18 protein-coding genes are annotated in these 25,090 nt (G+C 54.7%); 14 read left to right on the top strand and 4 right to left on the bottom strand.

Features of this window, described 5'->3' with window-relative positions:
• Positions 1–36: 36 nt before the first annotated feature.
• Positions 37–1,767, top strand: coding sequence for a thiamine pyrophosphate-dependent enzyme (locus BOH68_RS10785; protein ID WP_077373770.1), 1,731 nt, complete (start codon positions 37–39; stop codon positions 1,765–1,767).
• Positions 1,768–1,976: 209 nt separating this feature from the next.
• On the opposite strand, the gene BOH68_RS10780 is transcribed toward BOH68_RS10785, so the two are convergent.
• From BOH68_RS10780 to BOH68_RS10765, 4 genes are all read right to left on the bottom strand, one after another.
• Positions 1,977–4,205, bottom strand: coding sequence for a YjbH domain-containing protein (locus BOH68_RS10780; RefSeq protein ID WP_258038200.1), 2,229 nt, complete (start codon positions 4,203–4,205; stop codon positions 1,977–1,979).
• A gap of 65 nt (positions 4,206–4,270) precedes the next feature.
• The gene (locus BOH68_RS10775; protein ID WP_170877374.1) at positions 4,271–5,242 is read right to left on the bottom strand and encodes a capsule biosynthesis GfcC family protein; all 972 of its coding nucleotides are present in this window, start codon (positions 5,240–5,242) and stop codon (positions 4,271–4,273) included.
• 127 nt (positions 5,243–5,369) lie between these two features.
• Positions 5,370–6,191, bottom strand: a complete 822-nt coding sequence (locus tag BOH68_RS10770) for a hypothetical protein (protein WP_077373763.1) — start codon at positions 6,189–6,191, stop codon at positions 5,370–5,372.
• A 5-nt stretch (positions 6,192–6,196) separates the two neighbouring features.
• Positions 6,197–7,354 carry a hypothetical protein gene (locus BOH68_RS10765; protein WP_456821149.1) on the bottom strand — a complete coding sequence of 386 codons (1,158 nt, stop codon included), beginning with the start codon at positions 7,352–7,354 and terminating at the stop codon, positions 6,197–6,199.
• A 1,511-nt stretch (positions 7,355–8,865) separates the two neighbouring features.
• On the opposite strand from BOH68_RS10765, the gene BOH68_RS10760 reads away from it, so the two are divergent.
• The 13 genes from BOH68_RS10760 (at position 8,866) to BOH68_RS10700 (ending at position 25,027) form a co-directional block, all read left to right on the top strand.
• The gene (locus BOH68_RS10760; RefSeq protein WP_308457327.1) at positions 8,866–10,029 is read left to right on the top strand and encodes a polysaccharide export protein; all 1,164 of its coding nucleotides are present in this window, start codon (positions 8,866–8,868) and stop codon (positions 10,027–10,029) included.
• An 81-nt stretch (positions 10,030–10,110) separates the two neighbouring features.
• On the top strand, positions 10,111–12,339 hold the full coding sequence (locus tag BOH68_RS10755; protein WP_077373757.1) for a polysaccharide biosynthesis tyrosine autokinase: 2,229 nt from the start codon (positions 10,111–10,113) through the stop codon (positions 12,337–12,339).
• 49 nt (positions 12,340–12,388) lie between these two features.
• Entirely contained in the window at positions 12,389–13,684 is a 1,296-nt protein-coding gene (locus tag BOH68_RS10750) for an exopolysaccharide biosynthesis polyprenyl glycosylphosphotransferase (RefSeq protein ID WP_219815770.1), read from the top strand.
• A 353-nt stretch (positions 13,685–14,037) separates the two neighbouring features.
• Positions 14,038–15,036, top strand: a complete 999-nt coding sequence (locus BOH68_RS10745; protein WP_139345436.1) for a hypothetical protein — start codon at positions 14,038–14,040, stop codon at positions 15,034–15,036.
• 4 nt (positions 15,037–15,040) lie between these two features.
• The gene (locus BOH68_RS10740; RefSeq protein WP_077373754.1) at positions 15,041–16,207 is read left to right on the top strand and encodes a glycosyltransferase; all 1,167 of its coding nucleotides are present in this window, start codon (positions 15,041–15,043) and stop codon (positions 16,205–16,207) included.
• Position 16,208: 1 nt separating this feature from the next.
• Positions 16,209–17,279, top strand: coding sequence for a DUF1972 domain-containing protein (locus tag BOH68_RS10735; RefSeq protein ID WP_077373751.1), 1,071 nt, complete (start codon positions 16,209–16,211; stop codon positions 17,277–17,279).
• Positions 17,280–17,281: 2 nt separating this feature from the next.
• Positions 17,282–18,358, top strand: coding sequence for a dTDP-glucose 4,6-dehydratase (rfbB, locus tag BOH68_RS10730; protein ID WP_077373748.1), 1,077 nt, complete (start codon positions 17,282–17,284; stop codon positions 18,356–18,358).
• A 2-nt stretch (positions 18,359–18,360) separates the two neighbouring features.
• Positions 18,361–19,254, top strand: a complete 894-nt coding sequence (gene rfbD, locus BOH68_RS10725) for a dTDP-4-dehydrorhamnose reductase (RefSeq protein ID WP_077373746.1) — start codon at positions 18,361–18,363, stop codon at positions 19,252–19,254.
• 108 nt (positions 19,255–19,362) lie between these two features.
• A complete protein-coding gene (gene rfbA / locus BOH68_RS10720) occupies positions 19,363–20,253 on the top strand; it encodes a glucose-1-phosphate thymidylyltransferase RfbA (RefSeq protein WP_077373743.1) in 891 nt (296 codons plus the stop codon).
• A 233-nt stretch (positions 20,254–20,486) separates the two neighbouring features.
• Positions 20,487–21,038 carry a dTDP-4-dehydrorhamnose 3,5-epimerase gene (gene rfbC / locus BOH68_RS10715; protein WP_077373741.1) on the top strand — a complete coding sequence of 184 codons (552 nt, stop codon included), beginning with the start codon at positions 20,487–20,489 and terminating at the stop codon, positions 21,036–21,038.
• Between the two features lie 171 nt (positions 21,039–21,209).
• Positions 21,210–22,202 (top strand): EpsG family protein, encoded by a 993-nt coding sequence (locus tag BOH68_RS10710; RefSeq protein WP_077373738.1) that lies wholly within the window; start codon positions 21,210–21,212, stop codon positions 22,200–22,202.
• Between the two features lie 99 nt (positions 22,203–22,301).
• A complete protein-coding gene (locus BOH68_RS10705; RefSeq protein WP_077373734.1) occupies positions 22,302–23,468 on the top strand; it encodes a nucleotide sugar dehydrogenase in 1,167 nt (388 codons plus the stop codon).
• Between the two features lie 251 nt (positions 23,469–23,719).
• Positions 23,720–25,027 carry an O-antigen ligase family protein gene (locus BOH68_RS10700; protein ID WP_077373731.1) on the top strand — a complete coding sequence of 436 codons (1,308 nt, stop codon included), beginning with the start codon at positions 23,720–23,722 and terminating at the stop codon, positions 25,025–25,027.
• The last annotated feature ends 63 nt before the right edge of the window (positions 25,028–25,090 follow it).

Raw genomic sequence — 25,090 nt, 5'->3', positions numbered from 1 at the left:
CTTCACCGCAACTCAACGGAAAAGGAAAGCGCCCCCATGTCCAAGTCCCATTCTTCGGCCCATAGCGTCTCCGAGATCATCACCGAATCCCTGCTCGAGGCAGGTGCCAAGCGCTGTTACGGCATCGTCGGCGATACCATCAACCATTTCACCGACGCCATCCGGCGCTCCGAGATGGAGTGGGTGCATGTGCGGCATGAGGAGGTGGCCGGCTTCGCGGCAGGGGGCGAGTCCTTCATCAGTGGGGAGCTGACCTGCTGCGCCGGCACCTGTGGCCCGGGGAGTACCCACTTTCTCAATGGTCTGATCGAATCGCATCGCAATGGCGCACCGGTGGTGTTCATCGCCTCGCAGATCGATACCGCCGAGATGGGCGTGGGCTTCCCGCAGGATGTGGACCAGAAGGCGCTTTATTCCCAGTACAGCGTGTTCTGTGAATACCTGACCAATCCCGAGAATGCTCGCCGCATGGTGGCCATCGCGGCGCAGAAGGCGCTGGCGGAAGGTGGGGTCGCGGTGCTGATTGTCCCGGGGGATCTATTCCCGCAGAAGCCGAAGGCCTCGCTGCCCTGGCGTGCCCACCGCTTCTCGCCGGTGATCCGTCCGAGTGAGCAGGAGCTGGCCGCCGTGGCCGAGGCGCTCAATAAGCCGGGCAAGGTGTCGATCTACGCCGGGGTCGGCTGTCAGGATGCGCAGGAAGAAGTGCTGGCATTGGCACGTCGCCTCAATGCGCCGGTGGCCTGGACGTCGCGTGCCAAGGACTTCATCGAGCCCAACAATGAACTCGAAGTCGGCATGACCGGCGTGTTCGGTCTGCAGGGCGGCTACGAGGCTGTCGCGGAATGTGACACCTTGCTGCTGCTGGGCTGCAGCTTTGCCTGGTCCCAGTTCTATCCGGACAAGGCCACCGTGATCCAGGTGGATCTCGACCCCGGCAAGATCGGTATCCGTCATCCGGTGGATCTCGGTGTCGTCGGTAGCGTCAAGGACACCTGCGACGCTCTGCTGACCCGCGTGGACCCGCGTGACGACAGCGGCTGGCTTGACAGCTGCCGCAAGAAATATCTCGAGGCACGCGACGAGGCCGCCGTCACCTCCGACGATGAGCATCTGATTCACCCGCAGGAGCTGACCCTGGCGCTGGACCGCCATGCCAGTGAGGACGCTGTCTTCACCGCCGATGGCGGCAGCCCCATGGTGTGGTGCCTGCGTCATATCCGCGCCAACGGCAAGCGCCGCACGCTGCCAAGTCTGATGCATGGCACCATGGCCAATGCCTACCCTCAGGGCATCGGCATCCAGAAGGCCTACCCTGAACGTCAGGTGATCGCCATGTGCGGTGATGGTGGTCTGTCGATGCTGATGGGGGACCTGCTGACTCTCAAGCAGGAGAAGATTCCGCTCAAGATCGTCATCTTCAACAACAGCACGCTGGGCTTCGTGGAGCTGGAGCAGAAGGTCGAGGGCATCCTGGATACCTACACCGAACTCGAGAACCCCGACTTCTCGCTGGTCGCCCAGTCCATGGGGCTCTGGGGACGGCGTGTCGAGGAGAAGCACGAGCTGGATGAGGCAGTGCAGAGCCTGCTGGCCCAGGACGGCCCCGGGGTGCTCGAAGTCAAGGTCAACCGCATGGAGCTGGTGATGCCGCCGCACATCGAAGCCGGACAGGTCGCCTCCACCGCGCTCTACTCCGCCAAGGCGGTGCTCAATGGGCGCATGGATGATGTGGTCGATCTGGTGCGCAACAACTTCACCGGTCGGTGAGTATGGCGTGAGAGATTGTGACCCACTCATGCCTTCGCTCAAGAAGGCATGAGTGAAGGCGCAGACCAGAAGGCGCAGACCAGAAGGCGTAGACGACAAGGCCCCGATCCAGAGGATCGGGGCCTTGTCGTTGGCACGGCAGGTGACAGAGGGAATTTCAGCACGACCTGCCGTTGTCTGCGGGACCAGTGGTCAGCTTGCGGTCAGGATCACTTCCATACCTGTGAGGCGAAACCGCGCCAGTAGTCGTCCATGTCGCGATAGCTGGTCATGTCATACAGGCTGAACTTGCGATTGAGGCGGGCGCCACCATCACGCGTCAGCGGATTCCATGCCAGGCCGACATTGTCGCGGGTGGAGTGCATGAAGAAGGCATCCAGCGGCAGCACGATGTAGAGGCCCTTGTCGAAGCTACCCTCACCGAAGTCGTCACCGGCATCGGTAAAGGTGGCCCAGGCACCCATGCGTGCGCCATTGGCGAAGCCGCGCGAGACATCCAGCGTCACGCCGACATCTTCTGCCAGATAGCGGCCGATACTGGCCTTGGCCAGCACATCCTCGTAGCCGGTATCCCAGTAGACGCTGGCATGGCCGGTGGTGGTGGAGTAGTCGCGCAACCCGAACTGCTGGTCGAATTCACGCTGCTTGACCCAGTTCACATCGACCCCGTAGGCCAGTGGAGAGCCCAGCGGACGATAGAGCACCTCGGCGCCGACACCGGCATACATCATCTCCAGGATGCCGCCATAGGCCATGCCGTACCAGTCACGCCCGAACTGGTGGGTGCGGGTGTACTGCAGGTTGTCGATACCGACGTCGGTCTCTTCGATATAGCGCCCGATATAGGAGCGAACCCTCGGCAGCTTGGAGTCCGAGATGTAATCGAACTTGTCGAAGTTGTCGAACAGGGTCAGCTGCGCCGAGCCGGAGAGCCAGCCGTGGCGATCGGTACGCCAGGCGGCGGAGCCGCGCAGATAGGCTTGATAGAGATAGCCATCCGGGCCGCCGATGTTCTGGTTGAGGCCGGGGGAGAAGCCGGCGCTCCAGCGATCATCGGGATTCTCGAGCAGTACCTTCTCACCCGGGTAGCGTGCGGCACCTTGTGCCTCGTCACTGTCGGGTTCGGTGGCGGCCAGCGCATAGACGCCATGGGTATAGCGCAGCTGCTGGCGGGCGTCGTGACCGGCGTTGACGATATCGGCACGCTGGTGGACATCTTCGCGGGTATCCAGGCCGCCGGAGCGCAGGCGGTAATGGAAGCTCTCGAAATAGTCATCCAGGCGGTTGTGCAATACGCGGTTGGCACGGCCTTCGGCCTGTGCGGTCGAGCGGAAACGCGTACTCTCGCCGCTGACGATCAGCGCCGTGCCTTCGCGGGACAGGCTATCGACACGAATGCCGGATTGCGCCTGGATCTCGCGGGACAGCTCAGGCCAGCTGACCTGGTTGCGTGAGGGGGCTTCTGCCTGCAAGGCCTCCGGCGGGCGGTCCAGCTTGGCCTGGGAGAGCCCGGCGAGATCCACCCCGAAGTTGACGCCCAGCATCGCGGTATTGCCCCGCTCCCAACCGGCCTTGAGGGTCAGGTTGTCCGTCACGCTCAGGCGAGCGCCCAGATTGATCGGGCTGTCCTGCGCTTGATCGTTGTCCTGTGGCTCGCTCTGATAGTCGTTGCCATCCAGCTCCACCATCATCACCAGCGGGTCCCACGGGGTCTGCCATTCCACGCCGCCGAACACGCCCATGTCGCCCTTGAACAGGCTGTTGAGGGAGAACTCGCCACCCTGGTCACCGCCGGTCTCGCCGCGACCGGGACGGTCGTTGTAGCTGTCGCGTATCCAGCCGATGGGGTTGGAGAGATCCCCGCGAGAGCCCAGATACCCCCAGCCCAGTCCCAGCGTGAAGTCCAGGTCATACCAGCGCTTGCTGGCGACCAGATATTCACTACCGAACAGGCTGGTACCGCCCATGTCGCGCAGGCCGACCGCGAGCTGCGGCAGATAGCGGCTCTCTTCCCACAGGCGGATCTTGGCATCGACCCCCTTGTCCAGATAATCGCGGTCACCGGCGATGGATTCGCCATACAGGCGGTTGGTGACCTCGGTATAGCGAAAGCCCACTTCCAGCCAGTCAAGCGGCTGCAGGCTGACGTTATAGCGCTGATACGGTTCGACCTGGCTGTAGGAGAAGTGGATGCTGCCCGGCTTCTGCATGCGCGCGGTCGGTGTCTGCATCAGCCCGACGCCGCCGAAATCCGATTGGCCGTGCCCCAGGCCGCTCAGGCGGCTCTCAACGGGCTGCGGACCATCCAGCACGCCGGCGTGGCTCACGGGTGCCAGCATCACGCCCGCGCTGAGCAGCGCCAGCCTGCGAATGATGCGTGGCAGCGGTGCCAGACGCGGCCTGGCCTGCATGGCGGGAGAAGAGGGGAAATGATGCATGCTGTCTGCTGCCATCCTTTGCTTGCCTGAGCGCGAAGCATGCGGCGGGTTCATGGACGCCTCGCTCATGGGGTCTCACTCTCGTCGGATGCGGGCGTCGACGCGTCGGCGGGGGCGTTGTCGGCCGCCACCTTCGCCTCAGCCGTGCCTTCTGGGGCTTTCGCTTCTGCTGCCTCAGGAGAGGCGTCCAGCTCACGCAGCGACAGCAGGTACTCCGGCGCCTGGGGTTGGCCCGTGATGGCATCCAGGCTGCGGCACGCCTTGCCCGGCCATTGCAGGCTCAACCACTCGGGAAGACTGCGATTGACCCAGGCCGCCGAGGGCGAGAGGCGCGGCAGATGGATCACGACACGATCCCCCGGTGCCAGCGTGTAGGGCTGCTCGTTCCAGGCGCTGATACCGCGCTCGATCACTCGGCCGCTGAGCGTGATGACACTGGCGCTCTCGGCGCTGGTCCGTGCGCCCGGCAGGCCGGCGATGGCCTCGCGCAGGGTCAGCTCTGGCCGCCAGTCAAGCTGACGAACGCCCACGGCGCTCCACAGCTGGAGGCGTGTCTCGGGCTGGCATTGCCCGATCCAGTCATGCGTGCTGAGCGGGATATCCAGGCGCGGGAAACGCCACAGTGCGATGGGATCGATACGCCCCACCTGACGGCCGCCGATCGGCGTGCGCTTGACGATCTGCATCCAATGCTTGAGCCCGGCGGCGGGCAACCGCTCATCGAACACCGCCTGTGAACTCAGTTGACGCAATTCGAAGAACAGCCGACGTCCCAGATGGCGGGAGTGCTCACGTGCCTGCCGGGTCGCCACGAAGGTGTGCGGCCATTCAATGCCGTGCTCACCCCTCAGTTCGGCGAGGTGACGTGACAGTGCCTCGCTGATGGTCAGCGTGGTGGGTGGCTGAGCGCGGTCAGTCGCGGCATCAGCGGCAAACGCTGGCGCAGGCGTCAGAAAGGCCCCTGACGCGGCCATCAGAGAGCCGAGTAGTGCGGCGGACAGGACGGCCTTCAGACGTGTTGGCAGATAAGGTTTCACGACACCTCGACGAACAGGAGAATGGCCGTCGGCTCCCCCGCGAGGGGCGACGTGATCAAGGCGCTGACGCCGGCGGCTGTCATGCCATGTACCGTCTTGCCAGGCACTTTCATACCGGGTACCACGCTTACCACCAGGCACGTGCCACCTCCCAATGCCAATGGGGTGAGTCAGGCCAGGCCTGAACCTCTGCCGCCCAGATTCTGGGGGAGGCATCCGGTGTCATGGCGGGCGCCACCGCGTAGTGATTGACGCTCAACGTGCCGTCGCTCCAGTGAATGCTCTCCTCACAGCGGGCGACGCGTTGCTCGCCAAGCGGGAAGGGCTGCACGCTCGGCGCGGCACACGACCAGTCGGCACGGCCCTGGGCATAGCCCTCGGTGCCATTGGCGCGTTGCCAGCGCGTGCGTACGTGGTAGCCGGGAGCCGGCTCGCCAGCGGCCAACGCGGACATCAGCGTGGTCAGGCGAGTCTCGCGATGCATGTCCAGGAGGTCGCTGTCGAAGCCGGCGGTGCCGGTCAGCCAGCCGTTCTCCAGGCGAACGAAGGCGTGGTCCGCGGTTTCAAAACGGGCCAGTTCTGTCGGAGACAACGAGGGAGTCGTCACTGTTCCGGCAGAAGTGGCGGAAGATGACGAGGCTGCCGGTGAAGACAGCTCGTGGTCTGCTTGTGTCGGACTCGCGTCCGTGGCGCTGGGGGGGCGGGAACTGACGGTCTCAAGTGACGCCAGTACCACCATGCCGGTGTTGCCGTCGTAGCGTAGACGCAGCGACGCGTAGGGCAGGGCGCGCGCGCGCTCGGCATCGAATTGATCGCTGCCGAACACGGCACTCGCCGTCTGACCCAGCTGCCCCTGCTCAAGCGCGGAACAGCCGCCAAGCAGCAGTGCGCCGGACACGAGCAAAGGGGCCGCCAGGCGACCCCCCATTCTGATGGATGTCGAGATCATGATGATCAGAAAGTACCTGTCGTGCCGGTGGTGCCTGTCGTCCCGGTAGAACCGGTGGTGCCGGTCGTGCCCGTGGTACCTGTCGTGCCAGTGGTGCCTGTCGTCCCGGTGGTACCTGTCGTGCCGTCACCATCGCCCGGCTCGCCGCCGTCATCCGGGTTACTGCCATCGTCGGGATCAGTCGTGCCGGTCGAGCCGTCGCCATCGCCCGGATCAGTGGTGCCAGTGGAGCCGTCGCCGTCACCTGGGTCGGTGGTGCCGGTCGAGCCGTCGCCATCGCCCGGATCGGTGGTGCCAGTCGAGCCATCGCCGTCACCTGGGTCGGTGGTGCCAGGGGAGCCGTCGCCATCGCCCGGATCGGTGGTGCCAGTCGAGCCGTCGCCGTCACCCGGATCGGTGGTGCCAGTCGAGCCATCGCCGTCACCCGGATCGGTGGTGCCAGTGGAGCCGTCGCCATCGCCCGGATCGGTGGTGCCAGTGGAGCCGTCGCCGTCACCCGGATCGGTGGTGCCAGTGGAGCCGTCGCCGTCACCCGGATCGGTGGTGCCAGTGGAGCCGTCGCCGTCACCCGGATCGGTGGTGCCAGTGGAGCCGTCGCCATCGCCCGGATCGGTGGTGCCAGTGGAGCCATCACCCGGATAAGTACCGCCGTCGCCACCATCACCCGGATCAGTGCCGCCATCGCCACCATCACCCGGATCAGTGCCGCCATCGCCGCCATCACCCGGATCAGTGCCGCCATCGCCGCCATCACCCGGATCAGTGCCGCCATCGCCACCATCACCTGGATCAGTGCCGCCGTCGCCGCCATCACCTGGATCAGTGCCGCCGTCGCCGCCGCCGCCATCACCCGGATCAGTGCCGATATCGCCGCCAGTGCTACCACCACTACTGCCATCGCCACCAGATGCGACAGTCGCCGCGACGCCCACTGCCGCTGCGAGGCCAGCGGCAACGGCGGCGATGCTGCCGGCTGCCATGCCACCGGCTGCGCCGGCACCTGCGGCAGTGCCACCACCGCTGCTACTGCCCGTACTTGTGGAAGAGCCGGTGGATGTCGTGCCCGTCTGCGCTGGCGCTTCACTTTCCGCGCGCGTGATCCCGGCAACGAGAGGGGATAGCGCCAATCCCGCGATGACCAATGTTGTAGCAGTACGTTTCATGAGAGGGCCTTATCTCCTGCAGAGTACATCTGCACATCTGGTTGTGATCGTGATGTCCTGCCGATAGGTTCCCTGTTGGCACCAATTGGCAGGTCATGCACATTTTTATGACAAGACTTGAACAGAGTTGGAACAATGCGCCCGGCATGCGAGTGAAAGAAGCAAGCGGACACTCAAGCCATGACATTCTCATCAATGACAGGTGAAATCAGTTGAAGCATGGCGCATCTAGTGATAGTGCGAACCATCTTAGCGTATTCCCATTCTTTAGAGAATCTCAATTCACCCGCTGGCAGAGATATGGGAGCCAATGTGACGTCTTCACCTACCGAAATCATATGGGGCCTTAAATCTTTCAGGGGGCTGAGCTTACTAAATCCGGTTAGTGAAAGTCATTATAAGAAGGTGCTTAATTAATTTCTTGGGAATGGTTTGTCTAATGCTTGTCGGGGCTTGTTGTGGTCCAGAATGTATATTTGCGTATCTCTGTGTAACGGCGCGGAGGCATGTGAGTACTACTGCGTCGCATATGACAGACGCACGGTGGGTCTTGTCAACTGTGAACGGTACAGTGGAAAGTGGGTGAAATGATAGAAAATTGTCTTTATATCAGTATCTTATGAGATGCATGGTGCCAGATTCTCACTCCTGGACCTGAATGAAATGTGAAAAACTGGTAGATGAATTGCGTGATTTTACAGTATGATGCGCACCTAATTTGTCACCGTGGTGTTGCGAAAAGGCGACAGGGTTGGCAAGGGTGCGAACCAGATTGATAGGAAATCAAGCACCACAGAGGTTGTCGTGTGCTCCTCTGGCAAGTGACACATTCTCCTACCGCTACTGCTGGCAATCTTCTTTCTTGTCAATCACGCCTGCATCTGACTCGCTGGTGACGTGCTTTTTTGCGTAAAGAAGTTCTTGTACTGCCAATGTCATAGTTGAGTCACTCAAACGCTATAGCGTCAAGACACAAAGCAACTTCATGAGCTCGACATGCCTGCGTGTGATGGATGAATCCTCACGCCTCAAGGCGATGCTTACTATGTGCTTTCTGTCTTGAGGTGCTGCTTTGTGTCTCGCCTTGATGAAATCAAGAGAAGGAGTCAAGGCCATCCAGCATTGAACTCGAGAACTTCGTTTCAAGGCGCCACATTGCATTGCTGCTTTCCCTATGACTTCTCGTAACGCCCTTTCCAGGGTGGGGAAACGTTCGTCTTAAAATTCTTTAATTGTTTCCATCGTGGAAGCAATTCTGTCGCGTCATCAGCAGCCTCTGCTGGTGGGCGTGTCCGGGCCTTGGGGTAAGCGCCGTCATATACCTCAGGGCGGTAGCGTGCCTGAACGCTGAAGGGCTCAGAGGTGCACCACCTCGGTTCCTGGGCAGCGAACCAGCGTCTCTTCCTGACGATCCATCGTCTTTCATCGCTTCAGCACTCATGGCGGATGTGCCTTGCCAAGGCGCGCCGGGTGAGCTGCTTACTTCATCTTGCAGGTTTCGGGGGTTTTACATGATCAAGGTCACCATGTTTGGCAAGGGCTGTGCGCTGAAGCCGCGCCCCCGCCTGGCAATGACCACCGCGCTGTTGATTGCCATGTTGTCTACCACCGGCTGTGCCTTTGCCCCCGGTGGCAACATGGATTATCAAACGGAAACGGCTCCCCTGGATGATGCGCTCGAGGTCCGGCCCATCACCTTTGGCATGGTAGATGCCTTGAAGGACAGTCACGGGAAGGCCCAGCGTGACAATGAGAAGCTGGAACAGCAGCTGGCCGATTACGATTACCGTATCGGCCGAGGGGATGTGCTCAACATCATCGTCTATGACCACCCCGAACTGACCATCCCGGCTGGCTCCGAGCGCAGCGCCATCGAATCCGGCAACAGCGTTCACAGTGACGGCACCATCTTTTATCCCTATATCGGGCGCGTGAAAGCGGCGGGGCTCACCGTCAAGGAATTGCGGGCGGTCATCGAGCGTCGCCTGTCCGGCTATATCGCCTCCCCGCAGATCGATGTGCAGGTGGCGGCATTCAAGTCCCAGAAGGTTTACGTCACCGGGCAGGTGGAAACGCCGGGAATCCTGCCAATCACCAATGTGCCGCTGACCATCCTCGATGCCGTCAATCAGGCAGGCGGCCTGTCGCCGCTGGCCAACTGGCACGACGTGGTACTGACACGTGATGACAGTGATGAGCACTTCTCGCTGTATGACCTGCTGCAGAACGGCGCGCTGAGCAACAACCGTCTGCTGCGCGACGGCGATGTACTGCATATCCCGGATGTGGGCAATCAGAAGGTCTACGTAATGGGCGAGGTGCAATTGCCGGGCAGTCTGGCGATGGGCAATTCGCGTATCTCGCTGACGGATGCCATCGCACAGTCTGGCGGTATCGATGAAGGCCAGGCAGATGCCAAGGGCATCTTCGTCGTGCGGCGTGCGGACACCAGCACTGGCAAGCTGGCAACGGTCTACCAGCTGGATGCGCGTGATTCGGCGGCCTTCGTGATCGGTGCGGAATTCATGCTTCAGCCTTCGGATGTGGTCTACGTCACGGCCGCGCCGCTCAGTCGCTGGAACCGTGTCGTCAACCAGCTGATGCCGACGCTGACCGCCGTCTATCAGGTGACGCGTTCCGCCAGTGATTTCGATGACCTGCGCAGTGATGATTGATCCGCGTCATCCTCCCGTCTCCCTCTTCATTACCATCTACCACTGGTTCTCACGAGAGCCGCAGCACTCGAAGGGTGTTTCATGAATCAGACCCCGCAACATACGGCCACTGGGGCGATGCCAGCGCCTGCCACTCGCGACAACGATGACGATGCGATTGATCTGGGGCGCCTGTTCGGCATCCTGCTCGATCACAAGCAATGGATCATCGCGATCACTGGCCTGTTTGCCGTCATCGGGGTGGTCTACGCGCTATTGGCGACGCCCATCTACAAGGTGGATGCCCTGATCCAGATCGATGATGCCCCTTCGACCAATCCATTGGCTGACGTCAATTCGATTCTGGGCAAGGAGCCGCCGTCCCAGTCCGAGATCGAGATCATCCGCTCGCGGATGGTACTCGGCCGCGCGGTGGACCTGCTCAACCTGGATGTCACCGTCACGCCGAAGCGACTGCCGCTGCTGGGAGATTTCCTTGTGCGCCGCGGGGTGGAGCGCCCGGATTTCGCTCAGGGTTGGGCAAGTACCTGGGCAGGGGAGAGCATCAGCGTCAGTGAGATGCCTGTCGATGAGGCCATGTTGGGTAGCACCATTACCCTGCGTGTCGTCGATGATGCGCATTACGAGTTGATCAATGACGGTGAGTTGCTGGGCAAGGGGCGCATCAATCAGCTGGACAGCTTTGCCGATGGTCAGCTGAATCTGCGTGTCACTGCCTTGAATGCCGCTACAGGCGCGGAATTCGAGCTGACCCACATCAGCCGCATGCAGGCGATCGAAGATCTACGTAAATCATTCTCCGTCTCGGAGCAGGGCAAGGAGACCGGCATTCTCTCCTGGTCGATGACGGGCGAGCAGCCGCGTGAGCTACAGCGCACGCTGAATACCATCGCGGATATCTATTATTCACAGAATGTTCAGCGTCAGAGTGAAGAGGCGCGCAACAGTCTCGAGTTTCTCGATAACCAGGTACCCAAGGTGCGTGCCCAGCTCGATGAGGCGGAATCGCGCCTGAATGCGTTCAGGACGTCACGTGACAGTGTGGATCTCTCACTGGAGACCCAGTCAGTGCTGGAGCGCATCGTGAATCTGGAGGCCCAGGTCAATCAGCTGGAACTGACCGAAGCCGAGATCGCCAAGCGTTATACGCCTAGCCACCCCACCTACGCGGCACTGCTCGAGAAGAAGTCTCAGCTCAAGCGCGAGATGGACAAGCTGAATGCTCAGGTGAAGGACCTTCCGGAAACCCAGCAGGAAGTGTTGCGCCTGACACGTAGTGTGGAAGTGACTCAGGCCATCTATGTGCAGCTGCTGAATAAAGTGCAGGAAATGGAGATCGCCAAGGCCAGTACGGTGGGCAATGTGCGCATCCTGGACGATGCCGGTATCTTGCCGCAGCCCGTCAAGCCGAAGAAGGCCATGATCGTGGTCATCATGACACTGCTGGGTGGCATGCTGTCCGTCGGTGTCATTCTGCTGCGTGCGGCGTTTAGGCGTGGGGTGGAATCGCCGGACCAGCTGGAAGCGCTGGGCCTACCGATGTATGCCACCATCCCGCTCTCGGATGAGCAGGGCAAGCTGAGCCGCAAGGTGAAGCGTGCGACAGACAAGCATTCGCGCAAGATTCCCAACGGACTGCTGGCCGAACGCAATCCTGCGGATCTCGCGATCGAGGCCTTGCGTGGCTTACGCACCAGCCTGCACTTCGCCATGCTGGAATCCTCATCCAACACCCTGATGATCACCGGCCCCAGCCCGGGGATAGGCAAGAGTTTCATCGCCGCCAACCTGGCGGCTGTCTGTGCCCAGGCCGGGCAACGCGTGCTGGTAGTGGATGCCGACATGCGCAAGGGCCATATGCACTCCATCTTCGATGAGCGCTCCGAGTGTGGCTTGAGTGACTACCTGGCAGGCAAGAAATCGCTGGAAGAGGTCATTCGCCCTGTTTCCGCGCTTGAGACACTTTCCTACGTCGCGCGTGGCATTGCGCCGCCCAACCCCTCGGAACTGCTGATGAGTGCGCGTTTCCGGGACTTCCTGGCTGCGGTCAGCGAGCGTTATGACCTGATCATCATTGACTCCCCGCCCATCCTTGCCGTCACCGATGCCGCCGTCATCGGCAAGCATGTGGGCACGACACTGCTGGTCTCACGCTTCGAGGTGAACGCGCCCAAGGAAGTGGAAGTCTCTCTCAAGCGCCTGGCAGCTTCTGGCATTGCCGTGAAAGGTGGAATCCTCAACGCCATGGAGCGCAAGGCCGCCGGTGCCTATGGCGAGAATTATGGCTATTACAACTACAGCTATAAATGATCCCGCTGTATTCCGTTATCAGTCATATTGAATTCGAAGGGAACTAGACATGAAAGACATGAGCTCTACCATGGAGCATCAGCGGCGCTATTCACGTCACTATGAGCGCTTGCTTGCCAGCAAGCGCCTGCAGACATTCTTTGGCGTGCTACTGGTTGTGGTACTGCCTGCCATGTACCGCTGGGGATTCGATTTCTGGAATACCTCCACCTTGGCACAATGGAATGCGATTCTAGGCACCGCCGCCGCCTTCACCTTGTCGCTGACGCTGATCAACCGTCTTTGCCAACTGCCGGGGACACGCTCCTTCACGTATGTCATTCCGACAGTTGCAGCTGCCTATACCTTGCTCATCATCATCTGCGGTGTGCTGGAAATCGAGGTGTCACGTCTGCAGGTCGGGATTTCCTTCGTGCTGGCGATCGTCTTCGGTGGGGCCTTTTATTATGTTGACAGCAAGCTGACCACTAAGCGCATGGCAGTGGCGCCCTTCGGGAAAGCCCCGTCCTTATGTGATCACCACAGCAAGTCAGTGTACTGGTATGCGATGAAGGAACCGACACTGGTCGGGTTCAAGCGTATTGACGCCGTGGTTGCGGACCTGCGGGCAGATCTCCCGGAAGAGTGGCAGCGTTTTCTCGCTGACTGCACGATTCACCGTATTCCGGTGTATCACGCCACCCAGGCCCATGAAATGATTACCGGCAAGGTACTGCTGGATCACCTCTATGCCAACGAATTCGGCTCTCTAACGCCACGTGAAGACTATGAAGTGATCAAGCGCGGCATGGATATCCTCGCGGCCTTGATCCTGATTCCGCTGTTGGCCCCTGTCATGTTGCTGACGGCACTTGCCATTCGACTGGATAGCCCGGGCAAGGCGCTGTTCTGCCAGCCGCGTATGGGCTTCCACTGCCGTCCGTTTACGGTCTACAAGTTTCGTAGCATGTATACCGACATGAAAGGCTCTGGCTTTACCCAAGAAGGTAATGATCCACGTATCACGCGCGTGGGGCGATTCATTCGCAAGTGCCGCCTGGATGAGCTTCCACAGCTCTTCAATGTCTTGAAAGGCGATATGAGCATGATTGGTCCGCGGCCAGAATCTATGAGTTTGACTGAATGGTATGAGAAAGATGTGCCGTTTTTCAACTATCGCCATGTCGTGCGCCCTGGAATTACTGGTTGGGCGCAGGTTGAACAAGGGTATGCAGCAGAAGTAGAAGGCATGATTGAGAAATTGGAATACGATTTCTACTATATAAAGAATTTTTCTTTTTGGCTTGATTTACTTGTTTTGGTTCGTACCATTAAGACAGTCATTTTTGGTTCAGGTGCAAGATAGTATGCTTTGCTTGTATTGTGATTAAGTATACGAATAAAACCTCCCGCAATGACATCTCACATAAATTTTATTCTTGGTTCCAAATGTAATCGTAGTGTTATTATGCAAGAGGCACTTGTTAATTAATTCGAATGTCTTTTAGTCGGTTGCTTTAGTAGTGTGGTGGCTTATAAAGTTAAACCGGTTTGGAATTGTTTTTATAACGAATTAGCTTATTCATAGGGATAAAAATGTATAAGGGAATATTTCTTAAAGTTTTTAGTTTATGTTGTAAATTAACTTTTTTATTGATGTTGGCGCCTAATCTACAGAGTGGAGTGTTTTCTGATTATTTCTTAGGACTTACGTTTTCGATGCTTGCCACTAAAATTATTTTAGGAGGTTTAGAAGAGTATTTGCCTACAAAAGTAAAAGGTTCAAATAAGATTTCTTCATATTTTTTGTCTTCAGCACTGCCAACCTTTGCTCTACTATTTATATCGTCTCTTTTTATATCAATTTACATAGGCAACTACATACCGGTTGCTATTATAGTGTTCTCATTTAGTTTTTATATCAATGGAATAGTAAGAACTATTTCACCGGATAAATACGACTTAATGGTAAATTTGCCCTGGTTGATTTTTTTACCGACAGTTTTGCTTTATAGACCGACTAGTGGAAGTGAATTATTAATAATTCACTTGCTTTGTCACGTTTGTGTTACTACCGTAATAATTAAAATGATGCCATTAAAGCTTTTTGCTAGTAATAAATTGGGTGATTTTAATATATTATTGAAATTGATTCGAGATTCTTGGACTAAAAGTGTTTCTGGTACCATATATTATTTTTCTTTTAGATCTCCGGTTCTAATACTGGCTGTTATTACGGGGGGGTTAACTGATTCAATGTCAATTACTTATTCGGTAGCTGAGGCATTTTGGCAAATTAGCATGGTTGTGATAAACCGAAGATATGCACACGCTCTAAATAAAAGTCTTTCAAACCCACCTATACTTATACCCATAATTTTTATGTTAACCGCCTCTGTCATGGCTCTTTTATTTGATACATTTAATGTGAGTGTTATGTTGGGCATGTATATAGAGTTCGTTAATAAAATCGACTTTGAATCATTGTCAGTATTTATTGTATACTTATTATCGCTTTTGTTATTTATAGATTTAAGGTACCGATATTGGGGTGGCCATCGAAGCGCACTAAAAATCAATATATACCTATTAATTGCTGTAAGTATAGCATGGGGCATTAGCTATACTACACATTTATTCTATGCGGGGGTCTTATTTGGTGCGTTTCTAATTTTCTTATTAGTAAGCAATTATTCGTTTATAAATACTAAAAGGTAATTTTATGTTGCATGTTGTAGCTCCATTCGAATCTGAAAACTACATTAAAGATATTTCAAGTCGCAATATAGAGTTTATGCGTAATAGTAATCAAGAAGCTATATTGATTACGTCTAAATTTGACCACAGGTATAAATTATTAAGAAGCAAAAGTGAGCTAAAGAATAAGTTGCAGAGTATGGAAGTCCCTAATGTAATACTCCCTATATTGAAGTACAATAAAAATATCTCTATAATGCGCGTGTTATCTAATGTTTCATTTGCACTAATGCTCTTGATCTATTTGCTGTTTCGCTCCAAAAAAGATGATGCAGTGTTAGTAAATGCAATACCGCCAGAAGTTTTATTTACATGCAATCTAGCATCGAAGATCAAAGGTTTCAAGTTAATAGTTGATGTTAGAGATATATGGCCGGATGCTTTAGTGAACTCTGAATCACGAAGTAAAATGATCGACTTGTTTTCTGCTTATTGTAATTTCTTTTATAAGTACTCGTTCTCTAATGTAGCAAAAATTTTGTATGTAGCACCAGGTTTTTTACCCTGGATACACAAGAATACCTCGATCAGTATAAATTCAGACAAGCTTAAATTCATACCCCTTGGTTATGATGATTCTAGATGGAGAGAGGATTGTACTGGGCACGAGGATGTTAAGTTAGACTCCGATAATATAAATATTGCTTATGTCGGGTATTTATCACAACAGTTTGACCTTACGAGTTTTATAAAAGCTTTTTGTTCGTCCACTTCTCATAATGTTGTTTTTCACATTTTTGGTGGTGGGATCAATTTAGAAAAATATAAAAGCATGACTTCATCAAATAGAATAGTATTTCATGGTATGTGTCATCCGCTCTTTATATCTAAAAATCTCCCCAAGTTTGATGTTGGTCTTCTGCCACTTAAAAAGGGTGCTGCCTCTTACTTGCCAAATAAATTTTTTGATTTTATGGCATCAGCTTTGCCGATTATAACTTATAACTCTAAGGATGTTAATAAGTTAATTACGAAACATGACATTGGGTGGGTTCTGCAAGATGATAGTGATCAGTTAACAGCGTTTCTAGATGAGTTAGATTTACATAATATAAGAGATAAAAAAGAGAATGTAACTAAGGTTAGAGAGACTTATGGTATGCATTATTTATATTCTAATTTAGAGTTGTGATATGAAAATCTCAATTGTTGGTATTGTCGGTGTTCCTGCATCGTACGGCGGCTTTGAAACATTAGTAGAGAATTTGTTATCAAATGGTATGGCTGATAATAACACTGTTACTGTTTACTGTTCAGCTAAATCTTATGTCAATAGACAAAAAACTTATAAAGGAGCTAGTTTAAAATATATTAATTTAAATGCTAACGGCATTTCTAGTGTTTTTTATGATATAATCTCGGTACTCTCTGCGATTAGGAAAAAATCAGATTGTATCCTAATACTAGGTGTGTCTGGGGCCATAATTATACCTCTTGTTAGATTGATAAAGCCTAAGACTAAAATTGTTACCAATATTGATGGGTTAGAGTGGAAGCGTGATAAATGGTCAATGTTAGCCAAGAGTTTCCTAAAGTTTTCTGAAAAACTGGCTGTGAAATTTTCAAACGTTGTTATTACGGATAATAAAGCAATAACAGACTATGTTCAACGCGAGTATAATAAGGCATCCCTTACTATTGCTTATGGTGGTGATCATGCCACTTTGAATATGTCTGATAATGTTAAATCCCCAGTGAAATTTGAGTATGCTCTTTCAGTTTGCCGTATAGAGCCAGAAAATAGTGTAGGCCTCATACTGAAAGCGTACTCTTTGACAAATAAGAATATTGTGTTTATAGGTAACTGGGAGAATAGCGAGTATGGCCGAAAGTTAAGAGAAAAGTATACAGGTTATAATAACATCCATATACTTGACCCTATTTACGATGTAGCGGAATTACATTCATACAGATCAAATGCTAGTACATATGTACATGGCCACACAGCTGGTGGTACTAATCCCTCCTTAGTTGAAATGATGCATTTTTCTACACCTATACTGGCTTTTGACTGTTGTTATAACCGTGAAACCTTAAAGGGGCAAGGTACGTTTTTCAATAATTCTGATTCTTTAAAAGAAATTATAATTTCGAGTCAGAATAATTGCACTAAATCTATCTTTGAAGTAAAGTCAATTGCTAATCGCTTTTACACTTGGGAAGTTATTTCTAAAAAATACTTTTCTGCTCTTGAATTGGATTAAAAATGTCTATTTACTTAGTTACCGGCGGCGCTGGCTTCATCGGCTCTGCGGTCGTCCGTGAGCTGATTCGCTCAACTCAACATACCGTCATCAATCTGGATGCATTGACCTACGCCGGCAATCTCGAATCCTTGGCGGATGTCGCGGATTCTAAGCGATATCACTTCGTGCAGGCGGACATCTGCGATGGCGAGAAGATGAAAGCTGTTTTTGCAGAGTTACAGCCGGATATCGTGATGCACCTGGCGGCCGAGAGCCATGTGGATCGCTCCATCGATGGTCCGGCGGATTTCATCCAGACGAATATCGTCGGTACCTATCAGCTGTTGGAAGCGGCACGTCAGTATTGGAAGGGCTTGAAGGAGACTGATGCCGAGAAGGCTGCTGGTTTCCGTTTCCATCACATCTCCACTGATGAGGTGTATGGAGATCTCGAAGGGCCGGAAGACCTCTTCACCGAGACGACTGCCTATGCCCCCAGCTCCCCGTACTCTGCCAGCAAGGCAAGTTCGGATCACCTCGTGCGGGCTTGGCAGCGTACCTATGGTCTGCCGACGTTGGTCACCAACTGCTCCAACAACTACGGCCCGTACCATTTCCCCGAGAAGCTCATCCCGCTGATGATTCTGAATGCTCTGGCGGGCAAGGCGCTGCCGGTGTATGGCGATGGCAAGCAGGTGCGTGACTGGTTGTACGTGGAAGACCACGCTCGGGCGTTGATCAAGGTCGCCACCGAAGGCGAGATCGCCGAGACCTACAACATCGGTGGCCATAACGAGAAGCAGAACATCGAAGTCGTGAAGACGTTGTGTTCCCTGCTGGAAGAACTGGTACCGCAGAAGCCGGCCGGCATTGCCAAGTATGAAGACCTGATCAAGTACGTGACTGATCGTCCTGGCCATGATGTGCGATATGCCATCGATGCCGCCAAGATCGAGCGTGAGCTGGGCTGGGTACCGCAAGAAACCTTCGAGACCGGTCTGCGCAAGACGGTCGAGTGGTACCTGGCGAATGAAAGCTGGTGGCAGCGTGTTCAGGACGGCAGCTATCGCGGTGAACGTCTGGGTGCCGGGAGCTGATGATGACGACGTCCACATGCTTTGGCCGCATTCTGATTCTGGGTGGCAATGGCCAGGTCGGGTTCGAGTTGCAGCGCAGCTTTGCGCCCTTCGGTGAGGTGCGTGCTCCGCGCCGTAGCGACGTCGATGCCAGCGATCTCGACGCTGTCGCCACATTGATTGACGCCTATCAACCGCAGTTGATCCTCAATGCGGCTGCCTGGACAGCGGTCGACAAGGCCGAGGAGGAGCGCGAGGGCGCTATGCGCCTCAATGCCGAGCTGCCGGCATTGTTGGCAGAAAAGGCCAGCGCGCTGGGTGTGACACTGGTGCATTACTCCTCAGATTACGTCTATCCGGGAGATGGAGATCAGCCGTGGCGTGAAGATAGCCCCACTGCGCCGCTATCCGTCTATGGCGAGAGCAAGCTGGTCGGCGATGAGGCAGTATTGGCCAGTGGCTGTCGTCATCTGGTGTTCCGCACCAGCTGGGTGTATGCCGCCCGTGGCAACAACTTCATGAAGACGATGCTCAAGCTGGGGCGTGATCGCGACGCGCTGAATATCGTCAATGATCAGATCGGTGCGCCTACTCCGGCGCGCCTGATCGCCCAGCTCACCTGTGAGGCATTGCGCAAACGGATCGACTCCGGGCTTTATCACCTGGCGCCGCAGGGCACCACCAGCTGGCATGGCTTTGCCCAGTCTATCTTGCGTCTGGCCATCGAGCAGGGCGAAGCCCTGGCTGTCGACCCACAGACGCTGGGTGGCATTCCGACAGCGGAATACCCGACACCGGCGACACGCCCACTGAATTCCCGTCTTGCGCTGACGAAACTTGAGGCGGCACTTGGCCTCGATCTGCCTGACTGGCAGTCTCAGCTGGCGCTGACGCTCAGGGAACATCTGGATCGCTGAGTCAGCGGTCTCTGTCACATTGGCAGGTCATCTTCAGTGTGTGGCATCCCGCGGCACCTGATCTTCTTCGAATGAAACGCTACACGTCGATACGACAAGGATTTTGATATGGCGCGCAAGGGCATCATCCTCGCCGGTGGTTCCGGTACACGACTGCATCCAATCACTCGCGGTGTTTCCAAGCAGCTGCTGCCGATCTATGACAAGCCGATGATCTTCTATCCGGTCTCTGTCCTGATGCTGGCCGGCATCCGCGAGATCCTGATCATCTCCACCCCGGAAGACCTGCCGCAATATGAAAAGCTGCTGGGCAACGGCGAGCAGTACGGCGTGCGTTTCGAGTATGCCGTGCAGCCGAGTCCGGATGGCCTGGCCCAAGCCTTCATCATCGGTGAGGAATTCATCGGCGATGACCCGGTCTGCCTGGTGCTGGGTGACAACATCTTCCACGGTCAGCACTTCTCGGATCAGCTCAAGCGTGCCGCGACTCAGCCGAGCGGCGCGACCGTTTTCGGTTACCTCGTGCAGGACCCGGAGCGCTTCGGCGTGGTGGAGTTCGATGAGTCCGGCAAGGCGATGTCCATCGAGGAGAAGCCGCTGAAGCCCAAGTCACCGTATGCCGTGACTGGCCTCTACTTCTATGACAATGACGCGGTCGAGATCGCCAAGTCCGTCGAGCCTTCCGAGCGTGGTGAGCTGGAAATCACCAGCGTCAACAATGCCTACCTGGAACGCGGTGATCTGCGTGTCGAGCGATTGGGTCGTGGCTTTGCCTGGCTGGATACCGGTACCCACGACAGCCTGCTGGAAGCCGGCCAGTACGTGCAGACCATCGAGCATCGTCAGGGCCTGAAGGTGGCATGTCTCGAGGAAATCGCCTGGATCAACGGCTGGATCAGCGACGAGCAGCTCGAAGAGCAGGGCACCGCACTCAAGAAGACCGGTTACGGCCAGTACCTGCTGAAGCGCCTGGATGACAAGCGCCGTGGCAACTACTGAGCTCGACACATGAGCCAGGGTGCTGTGGCCGGGTACGCATGCAGTGAAGTCAATGCTGATGTACTCGCTTTCCCGCAGTCGTCGCCAACAAGGCGAGGGCTGCGGGAATTTTCATGGCGCCCCCCATGCCTGCGCGCTATTGAGACTGAGCCTTGTCGTGCCCTGGGCCGGCAGGGCATCGAGCCCTGTGATTGTTGAAGTGATATCTGTCCCCTACAAGGAGCAATTCCCGCATGAATTTTGAAAAACTCGCCATCCCGGATGTCGTGCTGCTGACCCCACAAAAATTCGGTGACGAGCGCGGCTTCTTCATGGAGACCTTTCGCCAGAGCGAATTCGTCGAGCACTGCGGTGATTACACCTTCGTGCAGGACAACCACAGCAAATCCCGTCAGGGTATTCTGCGTGGCCTGCACTACCAGCTGAAGCAGCCGCAGGGCAAGCTGGTGCGTGTCACCCAGGGAGAAGTCTATGATGTGGCCGTGGACATGCGCAAGAGCAGCCCGACGTTCGGTCAGTGGGTCGGCGCCCATCTGAGTGAAGACAATCAGCAGATGCTGTGGGTACCACCGGGATTCGCCCATGGCTTCTATGTCATCAGTGAAACCGCGGAATTTCAGTATAAATGCACGGATTATTATGCCCCGGGGGATGAGTACTCGCTGAAATGGAATGACCCCAGCGTGGGTGTCGAGTGGCCACTGGTGAATGGTGAAGCGCCACTGTTATCAACGAAAGATTGTATGGCGTACAGTTTTATTGAATGTAGTTACTATGTAGGGTAGATTTGCGTAGTCTTTTTTGTGAATATTTCTTTAATGTAACAGTATTATGCTCCTAAAATAAATTTGCTAGATATTTCCTAATAGACTCCATAATGTAATATGCTTCTCAGCGCTTGCATATAGTAACTACCGAATTTTGTTATATAATCTTTATAAAAAGTTGGTTCAGTTATGACATATGAATTAGTTTGCTATTTTAGTTTGTTTTTTGTAGGTCTCATTTATTGCTTTTGCAGTTTAAGCTCTAAAGTATTATATTTTACTAGTACATTAATTCTGCTCATGATAAATTCTGCTGTTATGCGGTACTCAGGTTTTGATATTGATATGAATGTTTACGTATCAACTTTAGAAACTAATGTGATATCAATGTATTACTTAAAGGAGCCTATATATTGGGTTATTTCTCGATATTTGTATGATTTATTGGGATCGCCAGAAGTTACATTTATGGTTTACGATTTTCTTAGTTTTATAGCCGTGCTTAAAGCTAGAGAAAATATAAAGCTTCCTCAGTATTTCCCGTTTTTATTTTTTTTATTTTTTCCATCAGTAATGGGTATAAATAACGTATACAGGCAGTACTTATCTTGTTGTTTTTTTGTTTATTTCATGTCTTTGATGTATATTGAGGCTGGCTATTTAAAAAGAATTTATTCTTTGGCTTTTGCTTTTTTAACTCACAATGTAGCCGCCTTATTTTCACCTTTTCTTCACGCTGGGACGAATCGACGCAATATAAGCTACTTAACTATCTTTTTTTACATGGCTGTACTTGTCTTGCTACCTTTTTCATTAGATACTAAGTCCAGCTCTGATACAGGTGAACTAGGTGTCTCTATATATATCGTAGCTTTGTTTTCGTTCTTTATGTTTTATATTCTATCCTATCGTCTGAAATTTGATTGCAATTCAAAGATGGTGCTGCATTACTTTTTATTTATTTTGTGTATAATGCTCTTGTCGGCTGCTTTAATGGGAGGCAATCAGTCAAAGAGAGTTGGTATGTATTCCTTGGCTCTATGTCTAGTATTTGTAGTTCAAGCTATTGAGGATAATTATAAGCAAGTAAAAATTACTAGAGCGACTATTTACACGATACTCATATTGCCTACTGTTGTATTTCCTAGCTCTTTGTATATGCTCACTACAGGGATAAATTGAAATTCGTTATACTTAAGATTTTGGTTTTGAGGCTATAGTTGTAATTTTTTAAGTATTTTTTCTATAATTATTGTTTGCAAATATAATCGAGGAATTTGTATGAAAATTGCCATCGCAGGCACCGGTTATGTCGGTCTCTCCAACGCCATGTTGCTGTCTCAGCATCATGAAGTCGTCGCGTTGGATATCGTGCCGGAGAAGGTGGAAGGCCTGAACCGTGGTATCTCACCTATCGTCGATAATGAGATTCATGAGTTTCTGGCGCGTGGAGATCTGAATTTCCGCGCTACCCTCGACAAGGAAGAGGCCTACCGCGATGCCGATTTCGTGATCATCGCGACGCCGACGGATTATGATGCCACCACCAACTACTTCAACACCAAGAGTGTGGAAGCAGTGATTCAGGATGTGCGTGATATCAATCCAGACGCGGTGATGGTCATCAAGTCCACTGTGCCGGTGGGCTATACAGTGGGGGCACGTGAGCGTTTCCAGACTCAGAATCTGATGTTCTCGCCGGAATTCCTGCGTGAAGGCAAGGCGCTGTACGACAACCTGCATCCGTCTCGCATCATCGTCGGTGAGCGCACCGAGCGTGCCGAGGTGTTCGCTGGGCTGCTCAAGGAAGGTGCCATCAAGCAGGGTGTCGATGTGCTCTTCACTGACAGCACCGAGGCAGAGGCCATCAAGCTGTTCGCCAATACCTACCTGGCGATGCGCGTCGCCTACTTCAATGAGCTGGATACCTACGCCGAATCACATGGTCTGGATGCCAGGCAGATCATCGAAGGGGTGGGGCTGGACCCGCGCATCGGCCAGCACTATCACAACCCGTCCTTCGGGTATGGGGGTTACTGCCTGCCGAAGGATACCAAGCAGTTGTTGGCCAATTATCAGGAAGTGCCCAACAACATGATCCAGGCCATCGTCGATGCCAACACCACGCGCAAGGACTTCATTGCGGAATCCGTGCTCAAGCGCAACCCGCAGGTAGTGGGGGTGTATCGCCTGGTGATGAAGTCAGGCTCTGACAACTTCCGCGCCAGTGCTATGCAGGGCGTGATGAAGCGCATCAAGGCCAAGGGTGTGGAAGTGGTGGTGTACGAGCCGGTACTGGAAGAGGACACCTTCTTCGGTTCACGCGTCATGCGAGACCTCGAGGCTTTCAAGCAGGAAGCTGACGTCATTCTGAGCAATCGCATGGCGGAAGAGCTCGCCGATGTGGTCGATAAGGTCTACACCCGCGATCTGTTCGGCAACGATTGATTCTGAGCGCTGGTTCTTGATCGAAAATACAACGCCGCATCCACGTGATGCGGCGTTTTCATATGGTTTCACAGGGCACCGGGTAGAGAGGACATAGGTGAAGACTTTCATGCTGCTTGCCTGATGCCAAGGAGGAGGGAAGTTGTGTCAGGCTATCCCTCCCACGGAGTCCTCAATAGCCCTCTGCAGCATGCGCTTGAGTGGCTCGTGCCATCCTTCATAGAGTCATCACTGGGTCAGGAAGGCCAGGTATGCTGTCATACGATTCCCTCGCTCGTTCAGCTTCATCCCCCGTTGACGCCGATGTTCCCTCGGTGACGTCGCGCCCCGTGTCCTGCGGCGTTTTCCTGTTCGGTCTGCTCAGCCTGGTCGTGCCCTCTGGCTATAGCATCGGGCCGGCACTGCTGGTGTTGCTCAGTGGCTATTGGTTGCTGCGCGAGCCGCGCACGCTGCTGCGCGCGCCTGGCAAGGAGGACGTGACAGTCATCGGCGTGATGGCGGGCCTCGCAGCCTTGTTGCTGGTGAGCATCCTGCTGCAGGGGGATGCGTGGCAGACGGCAGGCGTGCCTATCCGCCTGTTGCTGGCTGTGCCGGTGCTGTTGCTCGTATTGTCGTGTCCTCCGTCGCTGGGGGCGATGTGGGGTGGGTTGATCCTCGGCAGCGTGCTGACCGGCAGCTGGGCGATGTGGCAGAAGCTGGTGTGGGGCGTGCACCGCGCCGGTGGCTTTACCAACACCATCAATTTCGGCGATATCTGCATGTTGATGGGGCTGATGTGTCTAGCGGGACTTGGCTGGGCCATGAGTCAGGCAGGTGCCCGGCGGCGCTATTGGATACTGGCGCTGCTGGTTGGCGGGGCGTTCGGCATCATCGGCTCGTTGATGTCGGGGACACGCGGCGGTTGGATCGGCTTTCCCTTCGCGGCCTGGGTGCTGTATCGCAGTTATGGGGAGGTGATTTCACGCCGTGTGCTCAGGCTGGGCGTCTTCATGTGCGCCGGGGTGATCGCCTTGATGGTGATGACGCCGGCGACCGGTATCCAGCAACGTGTCGAAGCCGGTGTCTCGGATGTCACGAAGTACGTGGAGGACCGCAATGCCGGCACCTCCGCGGGGGCGCGACTCGAGATGTGGCGGGGCGCTCTGCTCATGATCGTCGAGCAGCCGTGGCTGGGCAGGGGCGAGACGGGGTATGCCGAAGCGCGTGATGTGATGATCGAGCGGGGAGAGCTGAGTCGCCACGTCCAACCTTACGAGCATCCCCACAACGAGTTTCTCGATGCCTGGGTCAAGCGCGGAGTATTGGGCCTGCTGGCGTTGCTGGCCCTCTACCTGGTGCCACTGCGGCTCTTCTACCGACGCCTGGACAGCGACGACCTGACGTTGCGCTCACTGGCTGTCGCCGGCGTGCTGCTGCCGCTGACCTTCCTCGACTTCGGGATGACCTGGGTGATGTTCTCCCAGGCCAGCGGCGTGATGGTCTATGCCTTCTGGCTGGCGATCGTGTGGGGCACGCTGCGCGCCCACGAGCGACGCCTCGAGACACTGCAGGCACCCTGAGAGTATTTTGACCTGCGAAGGTGACAGGTCTACAGTACGCGCAAAATTTGAGCAATCGCTCAC

It is taken from the genome of Cobetia sp. MM1IDA2H-1, assembly GCF_002916775.2.
In the GTDB taxonomy this organism is placed as follows: Bacteria; Pseudomonadota; Gammaproteobacteria; order Pseudomonadales; family Halomonadaceae; genus Cobetia; species Cobetia marina.
This window is presented reverse-complemented; position numbering and strand designations above follow the sequence as displayed.

Coding starts and splice junctions, on each gene's coding strand:
- BOH68_RS10750 (WP_219815770.1), top strand. CDS start 12,389: ATGAAAGACATGAGCTCTACCATGGAGCATCAGCGGCGCTATTCACGT.
- BOH68_RS10780 (WP_258038200.1), bottom strand. CDS start 4,205: ATGCATCATTTCCCCTCTTCTCCCGCCATGCAGGCCAGGCCGCGTCTG.
- BOH68_RS10745 (WP_139345436.1), top strand. CDS start 14,038: ATGCTTGCCACTAAAATTATTTTAGGAGGTTTAGAAGAGTATTTGCCT.
- BOH68_RS10705 (WP_077373734.1), top strand. CDS start 22,302: ATGAAAATTGCCATCGCAGGCACCGGTTATGTCGGTCTCTCCAACGCC.
- BOH68_RS10760 (WP_308457327.1), top strand. CDS start 8,866: ATGATCAAGGTCACCATGTTTGGCAAGGGCTGTGCGCTGAAGCCGCGC.
- rfbB (WP_077373748.1), top strand. CDS start 17,282: ATGTCTATTTACTTAGTTACCGGCGGCGCTGGCTTCATCGGCTCTGCG.
- BOH68_RS10710 (WP_077373738.1), top strand. CDS start 21,210: ATGACATATGAATTAGTTTGCTATTTTAGTTTGTTTTTTGTAGGTCTC.
- BOH68_RS10700 (WP_077373731.1), top strand. CDS start 23,720: ATGCTGTCATACGATTCCCTCGCTCGTTCAGCTTCATCCCCCGTTGAC.
- BOH68_RS10770 (WP_077373763.1), bottom strand. CDS start 6,191: ATGATCTCGACATCCATCAGAATGGGGGGTCGCCTGGCGGCCCCTTTG.
- BOH68_RS10785 (WP_077373770.1), top strand. CDS start 37: ATGTCCAAGTCCCATTCTTCGGCCCATAGCGTCTCCGAGATCATCACC.
- rfbC (WP_077373741.1), top strand. CDS start 20,487: ATGAATTTTGAAAAACTCGCCATCCCGGATGTCGTGCTGCTGACCCCA.
- BOH68_RS10740 (WP_077373754.1), top strand. CDS start 15,041: ATGTTGCATGTTGTAGCTCCATTCGAATCTGAAAACTACATTAAAGAT.
- rfbA (WP_077373743.1), top strand. CDS start 19,363: ATGGCGCGCAAGGGCATCATCCTCGCCGGTGGTTCCGGTACACGACTG.
- BOH68_RS10735 (WP_077373751.1), top strand. CDS start 16,209: ATGAAAATCTCAATTGTTGGTATTGTCGGTGTTCCTGCATCGTACGGC.
- rfbD (WP_077373746.1), top strand. CDS start 18,361: ATGACGACGTCCACATGCTTTGGCCGCATTCTGATTCTGGGTGGCAAT.
- BOH68_RS10755 (WP_077373757.1), top strand. CDS start 10,111: ATGAATCAGACCCCGCAACATACGGCCACTGGGGCGATGCCAGCGCCT.
- BOH68_RS10765 (WP_456821149.1), bottom strand. CDS start 7,354: ATGAAACGTACTGCTACAACATTGGTCATCGCGGGATTGGCGCTATCC.